Annotated in this window: 24 protein-coding genes and 1 pseudogene; 9 read left to right on the top strand and 16 right to left on the bottom strand. The window is 70.3% G+C overall.

The window, feature by feature from the left end; translation table 11 throughout:
* Both CCN72_RS38975 and CCN72_RS12695 read right to left on the bottom strand, forming a co-directional pair.
* Positions 1 to 223 (bottom strand): annotated as a pseudogene (locus CCN72_RS38975) (hypothetical protein); the annotation flags it as partial.
* Positions 224 to 472: 249 nt separating this feature from the next.
* Positions 473 to 1,384 (bottom strand): helix-turn-helix transcriptional regulator, encoded by a 912-nt coding sequence (locus tag CCN72_RS12695; protein WP_086807619.1) that lies wholly within the window; start codon positions 1,382 to 1,384, stop codon positions 473 to 475.
* Between the two features lie 217 nt (positions 1,385 to 1,601).
* Here CCN72_RS12695 and CCN72_RS12700 point away from each other — a divergent pair, with 217 nt between their 5' ends.
* The 3 genes from CCN72_RS12700 to CCN72_RS12710 are packed head-to-tail and all read left to right on the top strand — an operon-like array spanning position 1,602 to position 4,553.
* Entirely contained in the window at positions 1,602 to 2,579 is a 978-nt protein-coding gene (locus CCN72_RS12700) for an aldo/keto reductase (protein ID WP_086807620.1), read from the top strand.
* A gap of 45 nt (positions 2,580 to 2,624) precedes the next feature.
* Entirely contained in the window at positions 2,625 to 3,653 is a 1,029-nt protein-coding gene (locus CCN72_RS12705; RefSeq protein WP_208637991.1) for a zinc-binding dehydrogenase, read from the top strand.
* 48 nt (positions 3,654 to 3,701) lie between these two features.
* A complete protein-coding gene (locus tag CCN72_RS12710) occupies positions 3,702 to 4,553 on the top strand; it encodes an aldo/keto reductase (RefSeq protein ID WP_086807622.1) in 852 nt (283 codons plus the stop codon).
* Between the two features lie 93 nt (positions 4,554 to 4,646).
* Here the strand turns inward: CCN72_RS12710 and CCN72_RS12715 are convergent, their stop codons facing one another.
* Both CCN72_RS12715 and CCN72_RS12720 read right to left on the bottom strand, forming a co-directional pair.
* Positions 4,647 to 4,787 (bottom strand): hypothetical protein, encoded by a 141-nt coding sequence (locus CCN72_RS12715; protein WP_425276142.1) that lies wholly within the window; start codon positions 4,785 to 4,787, stop codon positions 4,647 to 4,649.
* A gap of 172 nt (positions 4,788 to 4,959) precedes the next feature.
* On the bottom strand, positions 4,960 to 5,337 hold the full coding sequence (locus CCN72_RS12720) for an arsenate reductase family protein (RefSeq protein ID WP_208637992.1): 378 nt from the start codon (positions 5,335 to 5,337) through the stop codon (positions 4,960 to 4,962).
* 164 nt (positions 5,338 to 5,501) lie between these two features.
* Here CCN72_RS12720 and CCN72_RS12725 point away from each other — a divergent pair, with 164 nt between their 5' ends.
* A complete protein-coding gene (locus CCN72_RS12725; protein ID WP_085568477.1) occupies positions 5,502 to 5,816 on the top strand; it encodes a hypothetical protein in 315 nt (104 codons plus the stop codon).
* Positions 5,817 to 6,069: 253 nt separating this feature from the next.
* On the opposite strand, the gene pspAB is transcribed toward CCN72_RS12725, so the two are convergent.
* The 3 genes from pspAB to CCN72_RS12740 form a co-directional block, all read right to left on the bottom strand.
* Entirely contained in the window at positions 6,070 to 6,654 is a 585-nt protein-coding gene (gene pspAB / locus CCN72_RS12730; RefSeq protein ID WP_086807624.1) for a PspA-associated protein PspAB, read from the bottom strand.
* Between the two features lie 62 nt (positions 6,655 to 6,716).
* On the bottom strand, positions 6,717 to 7,643 hold the full coding sequence (gene htpX, locus CCN72_RS12735) for a zinc metalloprotease HtpX (protein ID WP_086807625.1): 927 nt from the start codon (positions 7,641 to 7,643) through the stop codon (positions 6,717 to 6,719).
* Positions 7,644 to 7,780: 137 nt separating this feature from the next.
* Positions 7,781 to 8,038, bottom strand: coding sequence for an SCO2583/SCO2584 N-terminal domain-containing protein (locus tag CCN72_RS12740; protein ID WP_086807626.1), 258 nt, complete (start codon positions 8,036 to 8,038; stop codon positions 7,781 to 7,783).
* A 345-nt stretch (positions 8,039 to 8,383) separates the two neighbouring features.
* Here CCN72_RS12740 and CCN72_RS12745 point away from each other — a divergent pair, with 345 nt between their 5' ends.
* Entirely contained in the window at positions 8,384 to 8,644 is a 261-nt protein-coding gene (locus CCN72_RS12745) for a hypothetical protein (protein WP_037652872.1), read from the top strand.
* 263 nt (positions 8,645 to 8,907) lie between these two features.
* Here the strand turns inward: CCN72_RS12745 and CCN72_RS40445 are convergent, their stop codons facing one another.
* Positions 8,908 to 9,276 (bottom strand): hypothetical protein, encoded by a 369-nt coding sequence (locus CCN72_RS40445; protein ID WP_244174209.1) that lies wholly within the window; start codon positions 9,274 to 9,276, stop codon positions 8,908 to 8,910.
* Between the two features lie 772 nt (positions 9,277 to 10,048).
* Positions 10,049 to 11,515, bottom strand: a complete 1,467-nt coding sequence (locus CCN72_RS12755) for a hypothetical protein (RefSeq protein WP_244174211.1) — start codon at positions 11,513 to 11,515, stop codon at positions 10,049 to 10,051.
* Positions 11,516 to 11,837: 322 nt separating this feature from the next.
* Between CCN72_RS12755 and CCN72_RS12760 the strand changes: the two genes are divergently transcribed.
* Positions 11,838 to 12,611, top strand: coding sequence for a hypothetical protein (locus CCN72_RS12760; RefSeq protein ID WP_244174210.1), 774 nt, complete (start codon positions 11,838 to 11,840; stop codon positions 12,609 to 12,611).
* An 84-nt stretch (positions 12,612 to 12,695) separates the two neighbouring features.
* On the opposite strand, the gene glnA is transcribed toward CCN72_RS12760, so the two are convergent.
* Positions 12,696 to 14,105 carry a type I glutamate--ammonia ligase gene (gene glnA / locus CCN72_RS12765; RefSeq protein ID WP_037652883.1) on the bottom strand — a complete coding sequence of 470 codons (1,410 nt, stop codon included), beginning with the start codon at positions 14,103 to 14,105 and terminating at the stop codon, positions 12,696 to 12,698.
* 210 nt (positions 14,106 to 14,315) lie between these two features.
* Between glnA and CCN72_RS12770 the strand changes: the two genes are divergently transcribed.
* Positions 14,316 to 14,783 carry an RDD family protein gene (locus CCN72_RS12770; protein ID WP_086807630.1) on the top strand — a complete coding sequence of 156 codons (468 nt, stop codon included), beginning with the start codon at positions 14,316 to 14,318 and terminating at the stop codon, positions 14,781 to 14,783.
* Between the two features lie 89 nt (positions 14,784 to 14,872).
* Here CCN72_RS12770 and CCN72_RS12775 read toward each other — a convergent pair whose 3' ends face one another.
* The 4 genes from CCN72_RS12775 to lipB all read right to left on the bottom strand — a co-directional run bounded on the left by CCN72_RS12775 (position 14,873) and on the right by lipB (position 17,957).
* A complete protein-coding gene (locus tag CCN72_RS12775) occupies positions 14,873 to 15,574 on the bottom strand; it encodes a DUF4191 domain-containing protein (RefSeq protein WP_085564385.1) in 702 nt (233 codons plus the stop codon).
* 63 nt (positions 15,575 to 15,637) lie between these two features.
* Positions 15,638 to 15,835: an SCO2195 family GlnR-regulated protein gene (locus CCN72_RS12780; protein WP_086807631.1), complete on the bottom strand. Its 198-nt coding sequence runs from the start codon at positions 15,833 to 15,835 to the stop codon at positions 15,638 to 15,640.
* 242 nt (positions 15,836 to 16,077) lie between these two features.
* A complete protein-coding gene (gene lipA / locus CCN72_RS12785; protein WP_037652891.1) occupies positions 16,078 to 17,043 on the bottom strand; it encodes a lipoyl synthase in 966 nt (321 codons plus the stop codon).
* Between the two features lie 116 nt (positions 17,044 to 17,159).
* Complete coding sequence (lipB, locus tag CCN72_RS12790) at positions 17,160 to 17,957, bottom strand: lipoyl(octanoyl) transferase LipB (protein WP_086807632.1); 798 nt, start codon at positions 17,955 to 17,957, stop codon at positions 17,160 to 17,162.
* Positions 17,958 to 18,189: 232 nt separating this feature from the next.
* Between lipB and CCN72_RS12795 the strand changes: the two genes are divergently transcribed.
* Positions 18,190 to 19,647 carry an NsdA family TPR-like regulatory protein gene (locus tag CCN72_RS12795; protein WP_086807633.1) on the top strand — a complete coding sequence of 486 codons (1,458 nt, stop codon included), beginning with the start codon at positions 18,190 to 18,192 and terminating at the stop codon, positions 19,645 to 19,647.
* 81 nt (positions 19,648 to 19,728) lie between these two features.
* Here CCN72_RS12795 and CCN72_RS12800 read toward each other — a convergent pair whose 3' ends face one another.
* The gene (locus CCN72_RS12800; protein WP_086807634.1) at positions 19,729 to 21,096 is read right to left on the bottom strand and encodes an NAD(P)/FAD-dependent oxidoreductase; all 1,368 of its coding nucleotides are present in this window, start codon (positions 21,094 to 21,096) and stop codon (positions 19,729 to 19,731) included.
* A gap of 348 nt (positions 21,097 to 21,444) precedes the next feature.
* On the opposite strand from CCN72_RS12800, the gene CCN72_RS12805 reads away from it, so the two are divergent.
* Positions 21,445 to 21,933: a GNAT family N-acetyltransferase gene (locus tag CCN72_RS12805; RefSeq protein WP_208637993.1), complete on the top strand. Its 489-nt coding sequence runs from the start codon at positions 21,445 to 21,447 to the stop codon at positions 21,931 to 21,933.
* 46 nt (positions 21,934 to 21,979) lie between these two features.
* Here CCN72_RS12805 and CCN72_RS12810 read toward each other — a convergent pair.
* Positions 21,980 to 23,113, bottom strand: a 1,134-nt coding sequence (locus CCN72_RS12810; protein WP_086807636.1) for a MarP family serine protease, incomplete at its 5' end; no start/stop codon positions are given.

The raw sequence follows: 23,113 nt of genomic DNA on the forward strand, positions 1-23,113 counted from the left end.
ACAGGGGCTGGAGCTGGGCGGGCGGACAGGGGCTCGCCCCGCCGGGCGGCGGGGTGGTGGAGCACGACGGGGTGGGCGTGGGCCCGCCGTGCGCCGTGTCCGCCGTGGCGTTCGTACCCGCGACGACTCCCGCACCGGTCAGCAGTGCCGCGCCGCCGACGGTGCCCGAGAGCGCGACGAAGCGGCGCCGGGGGAATTCATCCGTGTTTTTCTGGTCGCTCATGCGCGTGATCTCCGATGGTGATGACTTCCGCCTCGGTTTCCGCCCCTCACCGATCCGTTCACGGAACAGGGGCCGGAGAATCGGATTTCTCCTCGGATGAACCGGTCGGTGTGGCGCGTTCCGCCATTGAGGGGCGTTCCCTCTCATCACCCTCGACAGCGCGGCGCCGAGGTGGAACGGGGGCCGGGACGGTCGTGCGGATCGCTCACCCGGTCCCGCGTCCCTTCGAGGGCCCGTGCGGGGGTCTGTCTACGGCCGCTGCCCGATGGCTTTCGGCGGGTACGGCGCGCGGGTGTGCGCGGGTCCAGGTGCGGTGTTGTCGAGGATGATCAGCGCGTCGTGGTCGGAGCTGCCGGGTTCCGCGGTGTAGACGCCGATGCGCTGGCCGGGGGTGCCTTCCACGTGGAGCGACTGCGAGGTGAGCGTGATCGTGCCGACCTGGGGGTGCTGGAACGTCTTCTGCGCGGGCTTGCGGCCGGTCACCTCGTAGCGCTCCCAGAGACCGGCGAAGTCGGGGCTTTTGAGCAGGAGTTCGCCGACGAGGTTGGTGAGGTCGGGGGCGTCGGGGGCGGTGCCGGCGATGGCGCGCAGACGGGCGACGCAGGCGCTGATCTGCCGGTCCCAGTCGGCGAAGAGGTCGCGGGCCGCGGGGTGCAGGAACAGGTAACGGGCGAGGTTGCGGTGCTTTGCCGGCCAGTCGTCCAGCCCCGCGTACAGGGCGAGGCCGCCAGGGTTCCAGGCGAGCACGTCCATGCTGCGGCTGATGACATAGGCCGGGTTCGGGCGCAGCGACTCCAGCAGCAGCTTGAGATGCGGGCGCACGGTGCGGCTGGGCGCGGGCGGCGGTTCGGGGGCGTAGCGCGCGGCACGGGCGGCGAGCTCGCGCAGGTGCTGGTGCTCCTGGTCGTCCATGCGCAAGGCCCGGGCGAGCGAGTCGAGGACAGCGGGGCTTGGCCGGGTCTCCTTGCCGCGCTCCAGGCGCACGTAGTAGTCGATGCTGATGCCGGCGAGGGTGGCCAGCTCCTCACGGCGCAGCCCGGGGGTGCGGCGGATGCCGGCGCCGACGGTGAGACCGACGTGGTCGGGGCTGGTCTGGGTGCGGCGGGCGCGCAGATAGCGGCCCAGCTCGGCGCCCTCGCTGTGCGCGCTCTCGGATGCCATGACTCCAGTCTCACCTGTCGGGCACCCGCCCCGCGGGCAGGAGGGGGGCCCTGTCGTTACCCCTGAAGAGCCCGCCCTGCCACACCGGAGCGATCCGGGCGAAGGTGAATGAGCAAGACGCCGGCACCCTCGCCGCCCCCAGGCCCCGGCGGCCACGACCTGCAGGGCCCGGCGAGGGTGGGAAACCGGGCGACGTCATGGATCGAAAGAGGGCGAGATGCGGTACATCAAGCTGCGTGACCTGGAGGTTTCCCGGATCGGCCTGGGCGCGATGGGCATGTCCCACGGTTACACCGGCTCCGGTACCGACGACGCGGAGTCGATCAGGACCGTGCACCGGGCGCTGGAGCTGGGCGTCACCCTCATCGACACCGCCGAGATCTACGGCCCCTACACCAACGAGGAACTGCTCGGGAAGGCGCTCAAGGGGCGCCGGGACAAGGCGGTGCTGGCCACGAAGTTCGGCCTCGTCTCCCACGGCGGCGCCGGCGCATGGAACCTGGACTCCGGCCCGGCCAACATCCGCACGGCGGTCGAGGGCTCCCTGAAGCGGCTGGGCACCGACCACATCGACCTGTACTACCAGCACCGGGTGGACCCGAACACACCGATCGAGGAGACCGCCGGCGCCGTCAAGGAGCTGATCACCGAGGGCAAGGTAGGCGCCTTCGGTCTCTCGGAGGCGGGCCCCGACACGATCCGCCGCGCCCACGCCGTCCAGCCGGTCACCGCGGTGCAGTCCGAGTACTCCCTGTGGACCCGTGGCATCGAGGAGCGCGTCCTGCCTGTCCTGCGCGAGCTGAACATCGGCCTGGTGCCCTTCTCACCGCTGGGCCGCGGGTTCCTGACGGGCACTGTCCGCTCCACCGACCAGTTCGACGCCTCCGACTTCCGGCGCGACAACCCCCGCTTCACCGGCGAGAACTTCCGGCGCAACCTCGTGCTCGCCGACGAGGTCAAGGCCCTGGCCGCCGAGGTGGGCGCCACGCCCGCACAGGTCGCGCTGGCCTGGCTGCTCGCCCAGGGTGACGACATCGCTCCCATCCCCGGCACCAAGCGGGTGACCCGCGTCGAGGAGAACACCGCCGCCGACTCGATCACGCTGACCGGCGAACAGCTCGACAAGCTCAGCAGCCTGCCGCCCGCCGCCGGTGACACCCACACCGAGGCCCAGGCGCGGATGCTCGAACGCTGATCATCCGCACCACCCAGCCCCCTTCTTCTTGGAGTAGCAGCCCTCATGCGTGCAGCAGTGATGTACGGAGCCGGAGACGTCCGCGTCGAGGACCGGCCCGACCCGAAGATCGTCCAGCCGACCGACGCCGTGGTGCGCATATCGGCCGCGTGCGTGTGCGGCAGCGATCTGTGGCCCTACCGGTCGATGCCCGCCACCGGTACCGGCTGTCCCATGGGGCACGAGTTCCTCGGCGTCGTCGAGGAGACGGGCGCCGACGTGACCGGCCTCAAAGCCGGTGACCTGGTCGTCGCCCCATTCACCTACAGCGACAGCACCTGCGACTACTGCGCCAAGGGCCTGCACATCTCCTGCCGCAACGGCGGCCGGTACGGCTTCGACGGCGTCGACGGGGGGCAGGGCGAAGCCGTCCGGGTCCCGTACGCCGACGGCACCCTGGTGAAGCTGCCGGTGGCCGCCGACTCCGCGCTGCTGCCTTCGCTGCTGGCGCTGTCGGACGTGATGACCACCGGCCACCACGGCGCCGTCACCACCGGCGTCAGCCGCGGCGACGCGGTGCTGGTCGTCGGTGACGGTGCGGTCGGCCTGTGCGCGGTGATCGCCGCGAAACGGCTCGGCGCCGAGCGGATCGTGCTCGCCGGCCGGCACGAGGCGCGCACCGGCCTGGGCCGCGAGTTCGGCGCCACCGATGTGGTCGCCGAGCGCGGCGAGGAGGGCATCGCCCGGATCCGCGAGCTGACCGGCGGCGTGGACAAGGTCATCGAGGCCGTCGGCACCCGAGAGGCTCTGGACACCGCGCTCGGCGCGGTCCTGGACGGCGGCACCATCAGCCGCCTGGGCGTCCCGCAGTACGAGCAGGGCCCGATCGGCCCGGCCGAATTCATGCGGAACATCACCCTGACCGGCGGCGCCAGCCCCGCGCGCGCCTACATCGAGCAGCTCCTGCCCGACGTATTGGACGGCACCATCGCCCCCGGTCGCGTCTTCGATCGGACCTTCACCCTCGACCAGGCCCCGGACGCCTACCGGGCCATGGCGGACCGCCGGGTCCTCAAGGCCCTCGTCACCCCCTGACCTCCCGTCTTCGCGCCCGCATCACACAAGGAACAAGGACTTCCGACCATGCAGTACGTGACCTTGAACAACGGTGTCGAGATGCCGGTCCTCGGCTTCGGCGTCTACCAGATCCCCGCCGAGGACACCGAACGTGCCGTCTCCGACGCCCTCGCCGCCGGCTACCGACTGCTGGACACCGCCGCCGCCTACGGCAACGAGGAAGCAGTGGGCCGCGCCATCAGGTCCAGCGGCATTGCCCGCGAAGACCTGTTCGTCACCACCAAGCTGTGGGTCCAGGACGCCCCTGCCGAGGACAACACCAAGCGCGCCTTCGAGACATCGCTGACCAAGCTGGGCCTGGACCACCTCGACCTGTACCTGATGCACCAGCCCTTCGGCGACGTGTACGGGCAGTGGCGCGCCATGGAAGCCCTCAACCGCGAGGGCACGGCGAAGGCGATCGGTGTCGCCAACTTCTACCCCGACCGGCTGATCGACCTGATCGTCAACAACGAGATCACCCCGGCCGTCAACCAGATCGAGACCCACCCCTTCTTCCAGCGCGCCGACTACCAGGACCTCATGCGCGAGCACGGTGTGCGGATCCAGTCCTGGGGAGGCTTCGCCGAAGGCAGGAACGGCCTGTTCACCGATCCGCTGCTCGCCGAGATCGGCAAGGAGCACGGCAAGTCGGTCGCGCAGGTCGTGCTGCGCTGGCTCACCCAGCGCGATGTCATCGCCATCCCCAAGTCGGTACGCGCCGAGCGCATGGCCGAGAACATCGACATCTTCGGCTTTCGGCTCACCGACGAGCAGATGGCCCGGATCACCACCCTCGACACCGGCGCCTCGCTGTTCTTCGACCACCACGACCCCGAGATCGTCGCCTGGCTCGCCAAGCGCCGCGTGGACGCCTGACCGGCGGTCCGGCCGAGGGAGAGAGCGGCAGGGCGTGAGGTTGAACATGCCGTTCGCGCCGGGGAGACACGGGCCGTTGCGGTTGGTGCCGGGTCAGCCGGTGGTGCGGATCATCACCGTCAGGACCAGTGAGGCCGGTGCGGGCTGGCTCTGCCCGATGTCCTCGTGGCCCCAGGAACGGTGTACCGCGTGCACCTTCCCGTCTCCGTCCTCTTTGTTGACCATGAGCGTCATGTCGCCTCGGTGCGGGTGAGGAGCAGTGTGTCGTGGATGCGCCGGGCAGCGCCGGTCTCCGTGCTGGATCGTGTCGGCGTAGGCGCGGCCGATCGGCCGGCAGCCGGACAAGCCCGATCCGGCCGGCCTGCCCACCGGTACCTGGACGCAGTGCACCGGTCCGCATCCGGGGTCACCCGGACGTCGTCGACCCGTGCCCGATCGCCTCCCGTACCGCCTCCTCCGTCCGGGCCACCAGGGCCGTGCCGTCGTCCGCCGTGATGATCGGCCGCTGGATCAGCTTCGGGTGTGCGGACAGCGCGCGGATCCAGCGGTCCCGGGAATCCTCGTCCCGGGCCCAGTCCTTGAGCCCCAGCTCCTTGGCGGCCGCCTCCTGGGTCCGGGTGATGTCCCACGGCTCCAGACCGAGGCGCCCGAGCACGGCCCTGATCTCGTCCACGCTCGGCACGTCCTCCAGATAGCGCCGCACGGTGTACCCGACCCCCTCGGCGTCGAGCAGGCTGATCGCGCTGTGGCACTTCGAACAGGCCGGGTTGATCCAGATCTCCATGGCCCCCACGGTACGCGAAACCCGTTCACCACCCCTGCCCCGGAGGCCCCGAAAGCCCTTGTGGCCAGGGCCTTTTGTCAGTGGTCCGCCGTAGAATAGAAGCAGTGTTCGAGGGTGTCGCCGGGCTCGCCGGCCGGTGCCCTGATCGCGTCTGGAGGATGCCCGTGCCCGCTGCCGCTCTCAAGCCGAAGCCGTCGCCGACCCAGTCCACCGCCCAGCACCCCGTGCTCTTCGACTCGCCGTACGAGCCCACCACGAAGCGGCCCCTGCCGGCCGGGCGCCCCCGGGAGTGGTACGTCTCGCACAACCGGCGGCTGAAGGCCATGCGCCTGGCCATCGCCCTGCTCGACTCCGGTGTCTACCTGCCGGACCAGGCGCGCGACGACACCATCCGGGGCACCGCCGAGACGATCGGCATGCGCCCGCCGTCCGACACCACGTGCCGCATGGTGCGAGCGTTCATGCGCTACAGCCGCTGATCCACCGCGGCGCCGGGCAGCGCGACGAGGCTGCCCGGCGCCACCGGCGGTGCGCTCACCAACCGCCGTCCGTCCTCGGGGCGATCGCGGAACCACCGGTCCAACGTACGGTCGGCGTCAGGGAGTTCGCACCGGGAGGCGGTCGGCGCGGTCGGGCGGCGCCTCGTGCGGGCCCCGCGGCGCGGCGGCCGGAATGACCGTGTCGGCGCCGGGCACGGTCAGCACCGCCCGGCCCATGGTCGCGCCGGAAGGATCACAGGCCCGGGGCGCCCCACACCGGGAACCAGCGGGAGAGGTCCTGCTCGATCCGCAGATCATCGGCGAGTACGGACCGCACCTGGAGCTCCAGCGCGTTGTCCCGGCGCTCACCGCCCCCGGCCGGCGGGGCGAAGGGGTAGAAGGTGCCCCGCTTGTAGAGGTAGACGAGCGCGAGGGCGCGCCCGGCGTCGTCGGCGAAACCGGCCAGCGAGCACAGCAGCTGCGGGCCGAAGCCGTTGAGCTCAAGGGAGCTGTTCACCGCGTGCAGATCGTTGACCAGCTGCGGCAGCTGGTCGGGGGAGCGGCGGGAGACCAGCCATGAGTAGCCGTAGTCGTCCCGGTGCAGCTCCACCGGCGATCCGGCGCGCTCCGTGTCCGCGTCCAGCAGCGCCTGCACCTCCCGGTGGGTCTGCTCGAAGGCCGCGCCCTCCACGGTCGCGAAGCACACCGCGCCCCGGCCGGTCGGCGTGAAGCCCATCGCGGCCTGGAGCGTGATGGCGGCCGAGGGCAGCGCGAAGAGCTGGTCGAGATCGGGAGCGACGGGCTTGGTGCGCCCCAGCAGGATGTCCAGCAACCCCAACGCTCAGCCCGCCTTCTGTGGTGATGTCTGTGCCACCCGTGATGTACCGGAGTCCGCTCCGCTCATGCCCGGTCGGCCTCCGGCGGTACGGTCGTCTCGCCCAGCTCCGCCGAGATCCGGCCCAGCTGGTCCAGCCGCTGCTGGAGCGTCGGGTGAGTGGAGAAGAACCGCTCGATGCCCGGCTCCTTGCCGGTCGCCGGGGTGAAGTAGAAGGCGTTGAACGCCTGGGCCGTGCGCAGATCCTTGGTGGGGATGCGGGCGATGTCCCCGGTGACCTTGGTGAGCGCCGAGGCCAGCGCCGACGGGCGCCCGGTCAGCTGCGCGGCGGCGCGGTCGGCGGCCAGCTCCCGGTACCGCGACAGCGCCCGGATCAGCAGGAAACTGATCGCGTACACGGCCGCCGAGACGCCCATCACGCCCGCGAAGACGACGGCGGTGTTCTGGTCCCTGCGGCCCCCGCCGAAGATCTGCGAGTAGAAGGCGAACCGCACCAGCAGGCCCGCGACCACACCGAGGAAGGAGGCGATGGTGATCACGGCGACGTCCTTGTGCGCCACATGCGACAGCTCGTGCGCCAGCACGCCCTCCAGCTCGCCGGGCTCCAGCCGGCGCAGCAGCCCGGTGGTCACACAGACCACGGCGTGATCGGGATTGCGCCCCGTCGCGAACGCGTTCGGCATGTCCATCTCGGACACGGCGACCGTCGGTTTCGGCATGTCCGCCATCGCGCACAGCCGGTCCACCACCGCGTGCAGCTCGGGATACTCCTCGCGCTCCACGACCCGCCCGTGCATGGCGAACATCGCGATCCGGTCGGAGAACCAGAACTGGGCCACGAACATCGCGCCCATCAGGACCACGACCAGCAGCCAGGACTTCAGCAGTACGAGCAGCGCGGCGATGAAGGCCACGTACAGCAGTCCGAGCAGAAACATCGTGACCGTCATCCGCACGGTCAGTCGCCGGTCGCTCCTAAAGCGGCTCTGCATCTTGCATCACCCCGCAGTCGGGCACCTTCGTCCCGCTGTCCAGTGTGCACCTGCGGCACGGTATGGCGAGGGGGCCGACAGACCCCGCTCGCCGGCCTACGGCCTTCGTCGCCCTCGGCGCTACTCTCGGTGACCGATCAGTAACCGTTCCGTATTCGAGCGTACCCCAGCAGCACGATCACCGCGGCCACACAGCCGAGGACCACGGCGGTCGACACCCAGGACGAGCGGCGGGACCCCGTGAGCTCCGGGTCGGCGCGGAAGGGAGCCGGGTCCGGCGGGTTCCCCTTCCAGCGGGCGGCGAGCATCCGGGCGCGGGCGGAAGGCTCCTTGTGCTGGGCGGAATTCGCCCAACCATGATCGAACACCCGCTCCCAGTCGTCCTGTTCAGACATTCCCCGTTCAACCTCTCTCGTCCGGACAGCTGCGGGGGCATGATCCCGTGGGGCCCCCGAAGTAGGAAGCGCGAGCGGTACGAAAGGTTGCACAGCGGCTCTGAGCAGCCCGTTTGCGCCCGATTCGCGTCCGGATGCCGGGTGCTGATCCGGCCGCTAGCATTTTCAGCAGAGCCGCGCCGCAGGGTGCGCCGGACGTGCGCCATCCCCGTCGACCAGGGGAACGTCAGCCCTGCTTCCTGAATCCAGGCGGCATCACCCACGACCGCGTCCCGCCGACAGCGCGGGTGCGGCCATCTTCCGGTGCCCGAAACGGTGCCGGGGGAATGGAAGGAGGGCAGTTCGATGAATGCACAGCGCGCGAGGCGTCTCGCCGCGGTGTCCGCCGTCGGCGTTCTGCTGGCGGGCGGCGCCACCGTCGCCACCGCCGGCTCCGCGTCGGCGACCACCCAGACCCACGTCTCCACCAACCGTGGCTGCTACGGCCGTAACTGCTTCGGCTTCAACAACTTCAACCGCGGCTTCAACCGCGGCGGCTTCTTCGGCTTCAACAACGGCTTCGGCTACGGCTACAACTCCCCCGTGGTGGTGGTCGTGGTGCCCTGACGCACCCAGGCTGTGACATACGTCCGGGGCCGCTTCCCTCAGGGGAGGCGGCCCCGCGCATACGCATTTCCCATGCCTCGGTCGGCGCGAACGCTATGGGGTGTCCTGGTCGTCAGGATCCGTCTCGTTGCGAAGCTCGCTCCGGACCTGTCGCCAGGCGCGAATGATGGGGGGAATTTTGGACAGAACCTCTCCTATTTGTGCCAGTAGAAGAGTGAGGCAACCAAAAGAGGCGAGGATGGCCAGACTGAGGTTGTCCCAACTCACAGGGTCACCCCCGATTTCCGTTTCAGAGATCCCCGTTGTCCGACCAGACGCAATATCGCGCTGCCCAGGCGGACTTCGTGATGGTCGCCGGCATCATGTGCACTGGCGCTGGAAACCCCTATGGGAGAAGCGGTCAGCGATGCGGCGACGTCTTCGACGAAGGGAAAGCCGTTCCACTGGAGCGACCATCGGTTCCCGGAGCCCCGCAGCTGCTTCATGTACCGGTCTTCGCCGTGGTCGGTAAGCCAGCCGGGACGCATCAGGGGATCGGAGAACCAATTTCCGATCGCCCATTTGCCGTCAGCGTCCTGTGCGGCGATACGGCAGGTGAGGCCCGCCAGCAGACGCTCGGCGTCTTCGCTCATGTCGGGAACTTCGGCGAGCCGAGTCCGCTCAGCCCCTGTGAGAGGCTTGGTGACCGGGAAGAAGTCCCCTCTCGGTGACCGGTGCGCCTTTCCTCCCCACGTTCCGGAGGGGTTGCCGGTTATGACGAGTTGAGCGCCTGTGGGCATATGCCGCGCTATGTACGTGCGTTTACCCCGGAACTCTTCCAGACGGAGCCCCGGCAGAGAGCTTCCACCGTCACTGCTGGGCAGGAGATACGGGGCCACATTATGCGGAACATCTGTGATGAGGACAAGGCTCTTGAATCGGGGCGAGACAATGATGTCGTACGCGACAAGAGTGTGGATCCCCCAAGCGGCGGTGCCGTGATGAGGCTGCCAGAACCCCGCTCGGTTGAACAGTCCAAGGGCCAGCAAAGCGCGAAGCTTCCGCTGCTCCGGAGAACATGCGTCCAGGCCGAGAGAGCCATCGCGAGGCACGGAGCCCAGCGCAGCTGCCTTGGGTTCACCCAAGTACTGCATACGAGCGCGGGCAACTGATTTGTGGGTACTTCTGGGCATGTTGATACCTCGCGCCACCCCGGCTGGCACTTCAGGTCACATACCAAGTGAACCCACGAATGAATACTCGCGGAGCTGGGCGAACCACGCCCATATGCAGCGTCCCAAGGTGCCGGGCCCGTAGGAAGAATGCCGCCCACCGACTCTCCGCGAGCCGGACACACCGATGCTACCCGGTGCCAAGGGCTTTTCCGGCTCGGACCTGTCGGTGACGGGTCGGCCGAGTGGAGCGCTAGCCGAGCAGCGCCTTGTCGCAGATCCAGTCGAGGGCATCTATCCCCAACTGGTCGGGAGCATCGAGCAACCCGGTCTCCACCGCCGCGAGGTCGGCGAGTGCCTTGGGCGCGCCCGACCGGTCCAGCGTGGCCAGCCGCTTCATCGCTGCGGTGACGGCTCCGGGCCAGCCCGGCGTACCGAAGCAGGTGGCAGCCTTGATCGCGGCCGAGGTGGCTCTGTGGAGCAGCCCTGCGCGCCAGCCCTGTTCACGCATCACTTCCATGGTGAACCAGGTCCGGTTTTCGACGTGTTGAACGAACTCCTCCAGCGGTTGGGCCGTTGCCCGCAGTGTGAAACGTGAACCTCCGGCCCAGGGGAGGTCCAGATCCGAGGCGACGGCAGTGAACGCGAGCAGCGCCTCGGGTCCTTCGTGCTGTGCGGCCACCAGAGCTGCACGGGCCCTGCGGTAGAGATCGACGCTCTGCGCGAAGACCTCTCCGTCGGTGGGGCCGTCGTCGGCCCTGTGGATCTCGTCCAGCGGCCCGTCGCGCCAGGCATCGGCGACGAGGCCGACTGCCGCCGCACTCGTCAGGACGTCCAGGTCGTCCGTCTCGATGCCGAAGTGCGCCAGAACCACGGGGGCTTGTTCCTCGATGTCCGGCAGCGGAGCGCGTTTCTCCTCGGTCTCGCCCTTCTTCCCGAGGAGAGCCGCGAGCCGGGGCGACAGGGGTTCGGGCTCCGGCTTCTCCACGGCGACGCCGTGCTCGGCCAGGTCTTCGAAGATGCTGTCCGGCCCGCAATCGATGTGCGAGGAGTCATGGCGCCCCGAGCAGTCCTCCGGGCATTCGAACTCCTCGCACATCTCGGGCTCGTCGGGCTGTGCCTCATTGATCAGGTGATAGGCAAGCCGCTCGGCCACCGCCTCACGCGCCGCGATCAGGGAAAGGTCGAGCCGGAAAGCCTCCTCCCTCAGTTCCGATTCGCCATCGTCCACAGAGGCAGGTGGTTCCGGTGCGTCCGGTATCCAGTTGAACGCCGATTCCAACGAGACCAGAAGCCAGGCGATCTGCCGCGCCTTGGTCTCCGTCCCCCGGGCCAGTTCTGCCACGGCCTCTGCGGCCTGCCGAACCCTGTCGAGCCGGGCGAGATGACGTTCGCGCACCGGCAACCAGGCCGCCTGCTCCGCCCGGACCTGTTCGGCTTTTCGGGTGAGCGAGGTGTCACGGGCCCGTCGCGCTTGTCTGACCAATCGGGTCAGACAAGGGCGGCATCCGAACAGTCCCGAGGTCGGCGTCGGCCCGAGCGGTATGGCGGCGAGGTCTTCGCCGAACGGCTCGTCGCATACGCAGCAATCCAGAGCCCCTACCTGGCGAGAGGTGGGAATGCCGGGCAACGCGGCGCGGATCGTGTCATGGGCGTAGGGCGGAATGTGCATGCGGGGTGACTCCTTGAGTGGTCGGCGCTTCACCGGCGCCTTCTCCATGCTCACCTCACCGATTGGCCGCGAGTCACGGTTTGGCGCCCCGAATGGTGAACTTGACGAAAGCTGACTCGGCTCCGGCCGACGGCTTCTGAGTCATCGGCGAACTTGACAACTCGAGCACGGAGGAACGTACGTGGCTGCTCCCAGCGCCCCGCCCCAACCAGAAGGCCCGCACAAGGACTTGGTCGAAGCACTGCAAGAACTGCATCGTGCGGCCGGCCGGTTGAGCTTCCGTAAGGTGAGCACGCTCATCCGGGGCCGCGACGACAGGCTCTCGGATGCCAGCCACGAGAGCGTCAGGTCCGCCGTCCAGGGAAAACGAGTGCCGCGGTGGGAGACCGTGCACGACATCGTCACGGCTCTGGCCGGGCAGTGCAGTCCGCCCCGGGACGAGGATCTGGAGACCGCCAGGTTCCTCCCGCTGTGGCGTGCCGTCCGCGAAGGGGAGTCGGGGGCGCTGAAGTCGTTCCAGGAGCTCGTCAACGGCGGTTGGGGAGGTGAGGACGGCAAGTGGACGCCGGAGATGATCATGGGCATCCTGGTGAACCCGTTCAGCGCCATCGAGATTCACCCCTCGCTCGCCGCCCCGCACGAGCCGCTGGTACCCGAAGACCACTGGGTGCAGGCGATGATGCGGTTCATCGAGGAGCAGGGCGCCGAACACGCGCTCAGGGTCTTGCTGCACACGCTGAAGGGCGACTACATAGGCGCGGCGGAAGGCTCGCCGTACGGCTACAGCAATCCCGATCGGGAGGCCATGGAGGCGTACGCGGCTTTCCGCTACGGCTGCCAGGAGATACACCGGCGGCTGAGGCATGAGCCGAATCTCCTCGCGGAGTCGATCCGTGCCATGCGTGCCGACGAGACGATGGACCGGGACGACCGGGCGGAGATGCTGGAGAACGAGTCGGACGTGAGTCTGATGCACGAGGTGATGATCGTGACCCCGGACACCTGGGACGAGGTCTCGGAGGAGGCGCATCACATGGTCTTCGGCTATCTGATCAAGCAGATCAGCCCGGTCGGCCCGCTCGGGCTGCCCGACGCCGAACGCTTCCGGATCACGTGGCGCATCCCCGAGCCGACCGCGGAGTAGTCCCGCTCGTTCCGTGCGCGGGGCCCGCATGACGAAGGCTGCCACCCGCACGGGTGGCAGCCTTCATTCCGGGGTGCGCGCGGCTTACACGTCGAAGTACAGCTCGAACTCGTGCGGGTGCGGGCGCAGCTGCAAGGGGGCGATTTCCTGGGTGCGCTTGAGGTCGATCCAGGTCTCGATCAGGTCGGACGTGAAGACGTCGCCCTGGAGGAGGAACTCGTGGTCGGACTCCAGGCGGTCGAGGACGGCGCCGAGGGAGGTCGGGACCTGGGCGACGCCCGCGTGCTCCTCGGGGGCCAGCTCGTAGAGGTCCTTGTCGATCGGCTCGGCCGGCTCGATCTTGTTCTTGATGCCGTCCAGGCCCGCCAGGAGCAGCGCCGAGAAGGCGAGGTACGGGTTGCCGGAGGAGTCGGGCGCCCGGAACTCGACGCGCTTGGCCTTCGGGTTGGAGCCGGTGATCGGGATACGCATCGCGGCGGAGCGGTTGCGCTGCGAGTACACCAGGTTGATCGGCGCCTCGAAGCCCGGCACCAGGCGGTGGTACGAGTTCACCGTCGGGTTGGTGAAGGCCAGCAGCGACGGGGCGTGCTTGAGGATGCCGCCGATGTAGTAGCGGGCGGTGTCGGACAGGCCCGCGTACCCGGCCTCGTCGTAGAACAGCGGGTCGCCGTTGCTCCACAGCGACTGGTGGACGTGCATGCCCGAGCCGTTGTCACCGAAGATCGGCTTCGGCATGAAGGTCGCGGTCTTGCCGTTGCGCCAGGCCACGTTCTTCACGATGTACTTGAAGAGCTGGAGGTCGTCGGCGGCGGCGAGCAGCGTGTTGAACTTGTAGTTGATCTCCGCCTGGCCGGCCGTGCCCACCTCGTGGTGCTGGCGCTCCACCTTCAGGCCGGAGTTCTCCAGCTCCAGGGAGATCTCGGCGCGCAGGTCGGCGAAGTGGTCCACCGGCGCGACCGGGAAGTAGCCGCCCTTGTAGCGGACCTTGTAGCCGCGGTTGTTCTCCACGGCGCCGGTGTTCCAGGCGCCCGCCTCGGAGTCGATGTGGTAGAAGGACTCGTTCGCGCTGGTCTGGAAGCGCACCGAGTCGAACACGTAGAACTCGGCCTCGGGACCGAAGAACGCGGTGTCCGCGATGCCGGTCGAGGCGAGGTACGCCTCCGCCTTGCGGGCCACGTTGCGCGGGTCACGGGAGTACTGCTCGCCCGTGATCGGGTCGTGGATGAAGAAGTTGATGTTGACCGTCTTGTCCCGGCGGAACGGGTCCACACGGGCCGTGGACAGGTCGGCCCGCAGCGCCATGTCGGACTCGTGGATGGCCTGGAAACCGCGGATCGAGGATCCGTCGAAGGCCAGCTCCTCGTCCGGGTCGAACGCCTCCGCGGGCACGGTGAAGTGCTGCATGATGCCCGGCAGGTCGCAGAACCGGACGTCGATGAACTTGACGTCCTCGTCCGCGATGAACTTCTTGGCCTCGTCGGCGTTCTGGAACATCCAGCTCCTCCTACTCCCGACCGTCCTCGCCGGGGTGGTAGATCGTTCGTGCGGCCAGTGCGGTGGCACACGCTCGTCCTGACCCTAGGGACGGGTGATTTCTCCGGCGTGACCCGATTGTTTCGCAGAAGTTAACCGGCCACTCCTCAACCGTAGCCCCGGGACACCCCGGCGTCCCCCGGTCATATGGGGACGCAGTACCGTGGTCGGGTGGACAACAGGCAGGCAATCGGATCGTGGCTCTCCGGCCCTCGCGCGGCCATGGAAGACGCCGGCGCGGACTTCGGTTACCGGGGTGAGCAGCTGGGTCTCCCCGAGGAGGGCCCCAACTCGCTGGCCCGGCCGGGCAGGCGGCTCGGGGCCATCGCGGTCGACTGGGCGCTGTGCCTGCTGATCGCATACAGCTTGATCACGCATGGCTACGACCAGGGCACCGGCAACTGGGCGCTCGGCGTCTTCTTCGTCATGAGCGCCCTGCTGGTCGGCACCATCGGCTTCACCCCGGGCAAGCGCCTGTTCGGCATCCGGGTCGTGGCCCTGGAGACCGGCACCGTCAATCCGCTGCGCTCCCTGGTCCGCACCGCCTTGCTGTGCCTCGCCATCCCCGCCCTGGTCTGGGACCGGGACGGCCGCGGTCTGCACGACCGGCTGGCCAAGACGGTCGAGGTCCGCGTCTGAAGCCCTTACGGGGGCGAGCGGTACGACGATGGGGGCGCCCCCATCGTCGTACTACGAGTCGTGCCGCGAGTCGGACCCGCGTCGCGGGCCTAGCGGCCGCTCTTGCCGCCCTTCGGCATCCGCATGCCCTTGGGCATCGGACCCTTCGGCACCGGCATGTTGCTCATCAGGTCGCCGAGCGCGCGCAGCCGGTCGTTGGTGGTGGTCACCTGGGGGCCGGTCAGCACGCGCGGCAGCTTCAGCATGGTGGTGCGCAGCTTCTTCAGCTCGACCTGGCCCTCGCCGGTGCCCACGATGATGTCGTGCACCGGCACATCGGCCACGATGCGGTTCATCTTCTTCTTCTCGGCGGCCAGCAGGCTCTTCACCCGGTTCGGGTTGCCCTCGGCGACCAGCACGATGCCGGCCTTGCCGACCGCGCGGTGCACCACGTCCTGGCTGCGGTTCATCGCCACCGCGGGGGTGGTGGTCCAGCCCCGGCCGACGTTGTCCAGCACCGCCGCCGCCGCGCCCGGCTGGCCCTCCATCTGGCCGAAGGCGGCCCGCTCGGCCCGGCGGCCGAACACGACCGCCGCCCCCAGCAGGCCCACCAGCAGACCGAAGATGCCCAGGTACACCGGGTGGCCCAGCAAGAAGCCGATCACGAGGAACACCGCGAGCGTGCCGAGGCCGACCGCCGCGAGCACAAGGCCGATCTTGGTGTCGACCTTGCGGGTCATCTTGTATGTGAGGGCGATCTGCTTCAGTCGCCCGGCATTCGCGGCGTCCGCCGCGGTTTCCTTCCTCGCCATGGCACGAAGTCTACGTGGCCCCGGGAGCGCGGACGACGGCAGTGCCCGCGAGGGGCGGCGGTGCTACGAGCCGTTCGCGGACCGCTCGTAGAAGCGCTGCGCCTCCACCCGGTCCTTGGCCCGGCGGCGGTCCTCCAGGACCGAGGTCCAGGCGTTGCGGCGGGCGGTGCGCTGGCCGCCGCTCATCAGCAGCGACTCGACGGCGCGAAGGGCGTCGGTGAAGGAGGGGAGGGCGGTGGCGCGTACCGGCGAGGCCTGCATGGTCGAGATACCCCCTGCGAGCGGGTGGTGTACGAGGCGTGATTCGAGGGTCACTGATTGGTGTTACCAGGGCGTGTCCGAGCGGTCAAACACCAATGAAGCCTTGATATGGGACCCCCAAACCCTGACGCGGCCCTGACGGGCGCCCCCATCAGGGAGGACGGTCAGGACCGCGTCGAACCGGCCTCTACTGGCCAGTAATCACTTGTGCGCGAATTCACACACGGGCGGGCGGTGCGGGCTCACACCGCCTGGCCGGCGACATAGCTCCCGCGCTTCTCGATCGCCATCTGGTACAGGCGGCCGGCGCGGTACGAGGAGCGCACCAGCGGGCCGGACATCACACCGGAGAAGCCGAGCTGCTCGGCCTCCTCCTTCAGCTCCACGAACTCCTGCGGCTTCACCCAGCGCTCGACGGGGTGGTGGCGCACGGAGGGGCGCAGGTACTGCGTGATGGTGATCAGCTCGCAGCCGGCCTCGTGCAGCTGCCGGAGCGCCTCGCTGACCTCCTCGCGGGTCTCGCCCATGCCGAGGATCAGGTTGGACTTGGTGACCAGACCGAAGTCGCGGGCGTCCGTGATGACCTTCAGGGACCGCTCGTAGCGGAAGCCGGGGCGGATCCGCTTGAAGATCCGGGGCACCGTCTCGACGTTGTGCGCGAAGACCTCGGGGCGGGACTCGAAGACCTCGGCCAGCTGCTCGGGGACCGCGTTGAAGTCCGGGGCGAGCAGTTCGACCTTCGTACGGCCGCTCGCGCGCTCCGCGGTCTGCTGGTGGATCTGGCGCACGGTCTCGGCGTACAGCCAGGCACCGCCGTCCGCCAGGTCGTCGCGGGCGACACCGGTGATGGTGGCGTAGTTGAGGTCCATCGTGACCACGGACTCGCCCACCCGGCGGGGCTCGTCGCGGTCCAGCGCCTCGGGCTTGCCCGTGTCGATCTGGCAGAAGTCGCAGCGACGGGTGCACTGGTCGCCGCCGATGAGGAAGGTGGCCTCGCGGTCCTCCCAGCACTCGTAGATGTTCGGGCAGCCGGCTTCCTGGCAGACCGTGTGCAAGCCCTCGCTCTTCACGAGGTTCTGCATCTTGGTGTACTCGGGGCCCATTTTCGCCCGGGTCTTGATCCACTCGGGCTTGCGCTCGATGGGGGTCTGGCTGTTGCGGACCTCCAGGCGCAGCAATTTGCGTCCGTCGGGTGCGACTGCGGACACGACCGGCTCCCTCAGCTTTGATTCTTCGGCGTCCCCCAGGGTACGCCCGTGTTCTGCACGCCCTGGCGACGAGATCAACCTCATGACCGCAGGGCGCATTCCCGTCCGGGGGATCGTCAGGCGGACGCCTTCTCGATCGGCCGGGGCCTCAGGTCGGCGTGCTCCAGGACCTCCCGCAGATGCTTCTCGGCCACCGGTACGACCTCCTCCACCGTGATGTCCCGGCCCAGCTCGCTCGCCAGGGAGGCCACGCCCGCGTCGCGGATGCCGCAGGGGATGATGCGGTCGAACCACTTCATGTCGGGGCAGACGTTGAACGAGAAGCCGTGCATGGTGACGCCCTTGGCGACGCGGATGCCGATCTGGGCGATCTTGCGGTCCTCGCGGCGCTGGCCGGCGTTGGAGGGAGCGTACTCGGGGCCGTTCAGACGAGGGTCGAACTCCTCGTCGGTCAGCCGGGGGTCGAAGTCGAGGGAGAGGCCGCCGATCGCGGGCCGCTGCTCGACGGGGTCGCCGAGCACCCAGACGCCGCTGCGCCCCTCGACGCGGGTGGTCTCCAGACCGAACTCCGCGCAGGTGCGGATCAGGGCCTCTTCGAGGCGTCGTACATGCGCCACCACGTCCACCGGGCGCGGGAGCTTCTGGATCGGGTAGCCCACCAGCTGGCCCGGGCCGTGCCAGGTGATCTTGCCGCCGCGGTCCACGTCGATCACCGGGGTGCCGTCCAGCGGGCGCTCGCTGTCCTCCGTGCGCCGGCCCGCCGTGTAGACCGGGGGGTGCTCCAGGAGCAGCAGCGTGTCCGGGATCTCGTCGGCGAACCGGGCGGCGTGCACCCGGCGCTGCTCGTCCCATGCCTCCTGGTAGTCGACGGCCTCCGCGCCGAACCCCATACGGACGAACCGCAATTCACTCACGGCAAGCGCCTCCCTAGCGATGTCAGGCACGTAACGCGCCCACGCCACTGTACGTCCGTCCGCGAGCCGTCAGCCCTGCGGGCAATCCTCACACGATCGGATGAATGAAAGCTGAAGTATCCGACCGGGTGCTCACTCTCCGCTACATTCGCGCCGTTCACGAGGCCAAAAGGGCTGCTCACAGGCAATCCCGGCACGTCACGACGCCCGGAGGCAGGAGACCGCACCACAGATGACGGACCGACCCGCGCAGCGCACACCCAACCGCCAGCTCGCCGCGCTCATCGCAGAGGCGGGGTTCTCCAACGCGGGTCTGGCCCGGCGCGTCGACCAGCTCGGCCTGGAACACGGGCTGGATCTCAGATACGACAAGACCTCCGTCACCCGCTGGCTGCGCGGCCAGCAGCCGAGAGGTACGACGCCCGCGCTGATCGCCGAGGTGTTCACCCGCCGGCTCGGGCGCCGGCTCTCCGCCCAGGATCTCGGCCTGGACGCGTGTGCGCCGGTGTACGCCGGGCTGGAGTTCGCGGCCACCCCGGAGGAGGCCGTGGACATCGTCAGCGGGCTGTGGCGCAAGGACTCCGGCAGCCATGCCGAGCTGCGCAAGATCGCGTTCACCCCGGCGGGGCTCGTCGTGCCCAGCCGGGACTGGCTGATCGGCAAGCCCGACGACCGGGTGGCCCGGGAGCCGGCGCCCCGGGTGCCCGCACAGGGGCGCCCGGGGGTGCTGCTGCGGACACCGGTCGGGCGGCCCCGGCCGCGCGGACCCCTGGAGCGGATCCCCGGGCACCGGGTCGGCGCGGGCGACATCGCCGCGCTGCGCTCGGTGGGCGAGCTGTTCCGCACCCTGGACGACCGGTTCGGCGGCGGGCACGCGCGGCAGGCGCTGGTGCGGTACCTGGAGCACGAGTGCGAGCCGATGCTGCGCGGCAGCTACGACGAGGGCACCGGGCGCCGGCTGTTCTCGGCGGCCGCGGACCTGACCCGGCTCGCGGGCTGGACGTCGTACGACATCGCCGCGCACGGGCTGGCCCAGCGGTACTTCGTGCAGGCGCTGCGGCTCGCGCAGGCGGCGGGGGACCGGCCGTACGGCTCCTTCGTGCTGGTCACGATGAGCAGGCAGGCGGTGTATCTCGGGCACGGCAGGGAGGCGGTGCAGCTGGCCCGGGTCGCCCAGCAGGGGATCGGTACCGGGGGACCGCCGGCCGTGCAGTCGCTGCTGCACGCGGCGGAGGCGCGGGCGCACGGGGTGCTGGGGGAGGTGCGGGCGTGCACGGCGGCGCTGGTGCGGGCCGAGCGGGCGCTGGAGGCGGCCCGGCCCGGGGACGAAGTGCCGTACTGGGCGCGGTTCTTCGACGAGGCGCAGCTCGCGGACGAGCTGGGGCACTGCCACCGGGACCTCCAGCAGTTCCGCGCGGCCGCACAATACGCGGAGCGCTCGCTCCAGTTGCGCGCCCCCGCGTACGCCCGCAGCAGGCTCTTCTGCCGGGTCGTCCTCGCCACGGCCCGTCTCGGCCTCGGTGAACTCGACCAGGCGTGCGCGCTGGCCACGGAGGCCGCGGCCCAGGCCGCCGACATGCGCAGCGCCCGCGCCATCGAGTACATCCGCGACTTCGAACGCCGCCTGGAGCCCTACAAGGACGCGGCCCCGGCGCGGACGTACCACGAGAAGGTGGCGGCCCTGAACTGAGGTCGCTCCCGGCCGACTTGACCGGGAGCGGACGCGGTACCGCCGGGTCACGCCGTCGTGGTGTGGCCCGGCGGGGCGGGGTCAGGCCGCCTTGGGCATGGTCGGGGCCGGGTCGGCGCTGTGCAGGGAGCCGGTGGTGCCCAGGTCGGAGAGGATGGACCTGGTGGCGCGGTGCGCGGAGTGGAGGGCGCCCTGGAGGGTGCTGGTGCCGCGGTGGTCGCCGCAGACGTAGAGGCCGGCGAGCAGGCGCACCGGGCGGCGGAGGTCGTGCGGGGGGCGCATGACCGGGACCGCCTCCGGGGTGTGATGCACGGCCAGCGTCTCCCAGCGGCGCGTGGACATGCCGTACAGCCGGGAGAGATGGATGCGGACCGCGGTGTCCACGCCCTGCGGCGGGGTGCCGAGCACCGTCGAGGAGATCAGCACCCGCCCGCCCGGCGCCCGGCTCGGGTCCACATTGCTGAGCACCGACGTGTGCGCCACCGGCCCGCCCCGGTCCGCGTCCAGCAGCAGCGACGCCCCGGTGGCGAACGCCGCCGCCGGCTCGTCCGTCGTGTGGTGGACCACCGTCACCGGATGGAACTCCGGCACCCTGAGCCCCGGCAGCAGCTCCGCCGCCGAGCGCGCGTCGGTCGCCAGCAGCACCGCACGGCAGCGGATCAGCCCGTGCTCCGCCGTGGTCACCGAGGTCGTGGACACCGAGGTGACCCGCACCCCGGTGTGCACCGTGCCCCGCGGCAGCCCCCGCGCCAGCAGCTCCGGCAGCATGTCCGCGCCGCCCTCCGGCACACACAGCCGCCCGCCCGCGAACGCCCGCAGCGCGAGGTCCGCACACCTGCTGGACGTCGTCAGCTCCGGGTCGCACAGCAGCGCGGCGAGCAGTGGCCGCAGGAACCCCTCGACCGTGCGGACCGGGACCCCCCGGGCGGCGAGGGCCTGGGCCGCGGGCAGTTCCGGGCGGGCGAGCAGCCGTTCGACCGGCATCGCGGCGATCCGGCTCAGCGCCGCGCCGAGCCGCGCCTGGTCCATCGCGCCGCCCACCGGTGCGCCACCGCCCCTTCCGGGCGGCGCTGCCGCTCCCCTGGGGGCGCTCGCCAGGGCGCGCACCGCATGGAGTGCGCCCCTTGCGCCTCCTCCGTTCGCCGGCGCGCCCGCCCGATGGGTGCGCCCGTCGCGATGCAGCAGCACGCCCGGCGCGAAGGACCGCAGGACCAGGGAGTCCAGCCCCGGCGTCAGCCGGAGTTCGGGATACGCCGTGGACAGCAGCTGTCCGATCCGGTCGAGCCGGAAACCGTCGACCTTCTCCGTCGCCATGCGGCCGCCGACACAGGAGGCGGCCTCCAGGACTGCGGTCGTTACTCCTGCGCTGGTGAGCCGGTGGGCCGCCGAGAGTCCGGCGATTCCGGCCCCCACGATGACGACGTCCACCTGGTTCGCGGGCTCAAGCACGAGGCCCCTCCTGTGGTTGCGCTGAGCGGTCGGTGGAGACGTTGTGCCCCCAACCGGCTTCAGGGATACCCGAGTTCGGGTCGAGTATCAGCGCCGTGATCGGTCGTAAGGAGTCGCGCATGGACAGGGCACGGTCGCATGGAGGTCGCATACGGTCACATCCGTTCCGCGCGCCGCACGACGCCCTTGCGCGCCACCCCGAAGCGCCCGCGCGCGCCCGGAGCGCGGACAGGAAGCCCCCTGGGCCACCCGAGGCGCGGACATGGAGACCCACCCCGCAGGCCGCCCGGAGCGCGGACACGGAAACCCCGTAGGCCGCCCGGGAACCCCCGACTTAGGGTGACCACCATGCCCGAGTCGCACATACGCCCCGCCACGCTCGCCGACGAGGAACCCCTCGCCCACCTCGACCAGGCCACCTGGTCCACCCTGCACGCGGTGATGCCCCGCCCCGAGCCGCCGTACCCGCCGCTCTTCGACGAGCGCCACCGGCCCGAGGACTTCCTCGTGGCCGAACTGGACGGGCACGTCGTCGGGTACATCCGGCTCGTCCAGATGATCCCGCTGCCCGCCCACGCGCACATCCTCACGATCCAGGGCTTCGTGGTCGCCGAGGAGGCCCGTGGCCGGGGCCTGGGGCGGGCGCTGATCCGGGCCGCCGTGGCCGAGGCCCGCGTGCGCGGCGCCCGCCGGCTGAACCTGCGCGTGCTCGGCCACAACACCCCGGCCAGGAAGCTCTACGAGGCCGAGGGCTTCACCGTGGAGGGCGTCAGCCCGGAAGAGTTCCTCCTCGACGGCGCCTACGTCGACGACATCTCCATGGGCCGCGCCCTGTAAGCGGACCGGGTGAACGGGGTGGACCGGGCGGCCGGGGCGGCCACGCTCAGCCCACCAGCGCGCCCGTGTCCACCGCCGCCGTCGCCGTGGCCGCCCGTTGGGCGTCCGCCGCCACCTCGGACGCCGTCAGCACGTACCCCGTCTCGGCGTCCGAGGTGGAGCGGGCGAACACCACCCCGAACACCCGGCCGTCCGTCGTCAGCAGCGGCCCGCCGGAGTTGCCCGGGCGGACCGTGGAGCGGATCGAGTAGATCTCCCGGGTGACCGCGCCGTCGCTGTAGATGTTCTGCCCGGTCGCCCGCACCAGGTTCCCCACGGTCGCCGCCTGGAGGTTCAGGCTGCCGTCCTGCGGATAGCCCGCAACCACCGCCGAGTCCCCGCGCGAGGCACCGGTGTCGAAGCGCAGCACCGGCGCGGTGAGCCCCGGCACATACAGCACCGCCACATCACGGTCGGGGTCGAAGAGCACCACCCGCGCCGGATACACCGGGCCGACCCCGCCCACCCGCACGCTCGGCCGGGCGATGCCCGCCACCACATGCGCGTTGGTCATCACCCGCCCCGGCGCGAACACGAACCCGCTGCCCTCCCGGCCCTCGCTGCCCGAGACCCCCTCGATCTTGACCGTGCTCGCCTTGGCGGCGTTCGTCGCGGCCGCCGTGACGCTGTCCCCGGTGGGACGCGGCACCTGCGCCGTCGACTCGTTCTCGAACGGGTTGAAGACCTGCGGGAAGCCCGCGTCGGTGAGCGCCGAGGTGGCCCGGGAGAACCAGGCCGGAGTCGTCTCCGGCATCGTCCGCTGGACGGCACCGAGCAGCGAGGAGTCCCGGATCGCCGTGGTCAGCGCGGGGGAGGGGGCCGCGCTGAGCACACTCGCCGCCACCCAGGCCACGATCAGCACCGCGACCGCGTTGGCCGCCGCGCCCCCGACGCCGTCCACCACCCGCAGCGGGCCCTTGTCCAGGCCCCCGCGCAGCCGCAGCGCGAGCCGGCCTGCCAGCTCATGGCCCACCGCGGCGGGCACCAGCACGGTCAGCACCGCGAGCACCGTCGCCGTGGCCGTGCCCCGCGCCACCTGGCCGGTCACCCACGGCAGCGCCCATACGCCGACGACCGCGCCGCCGACGAACCCGGCCAGCGAGACACACCCGGCCACCAGGCCGCGCCGGTAACCGGACGC

This window comes from Streptomyces murinus, assembly GCF_002154555.1.
Classification (GTDB): domain Bacteria; phylum Actinomycetota; class Actinomycetes; order Streptomycetales; family Streptomycetaceae; genus Streptomyces; species Streptomyces murinus.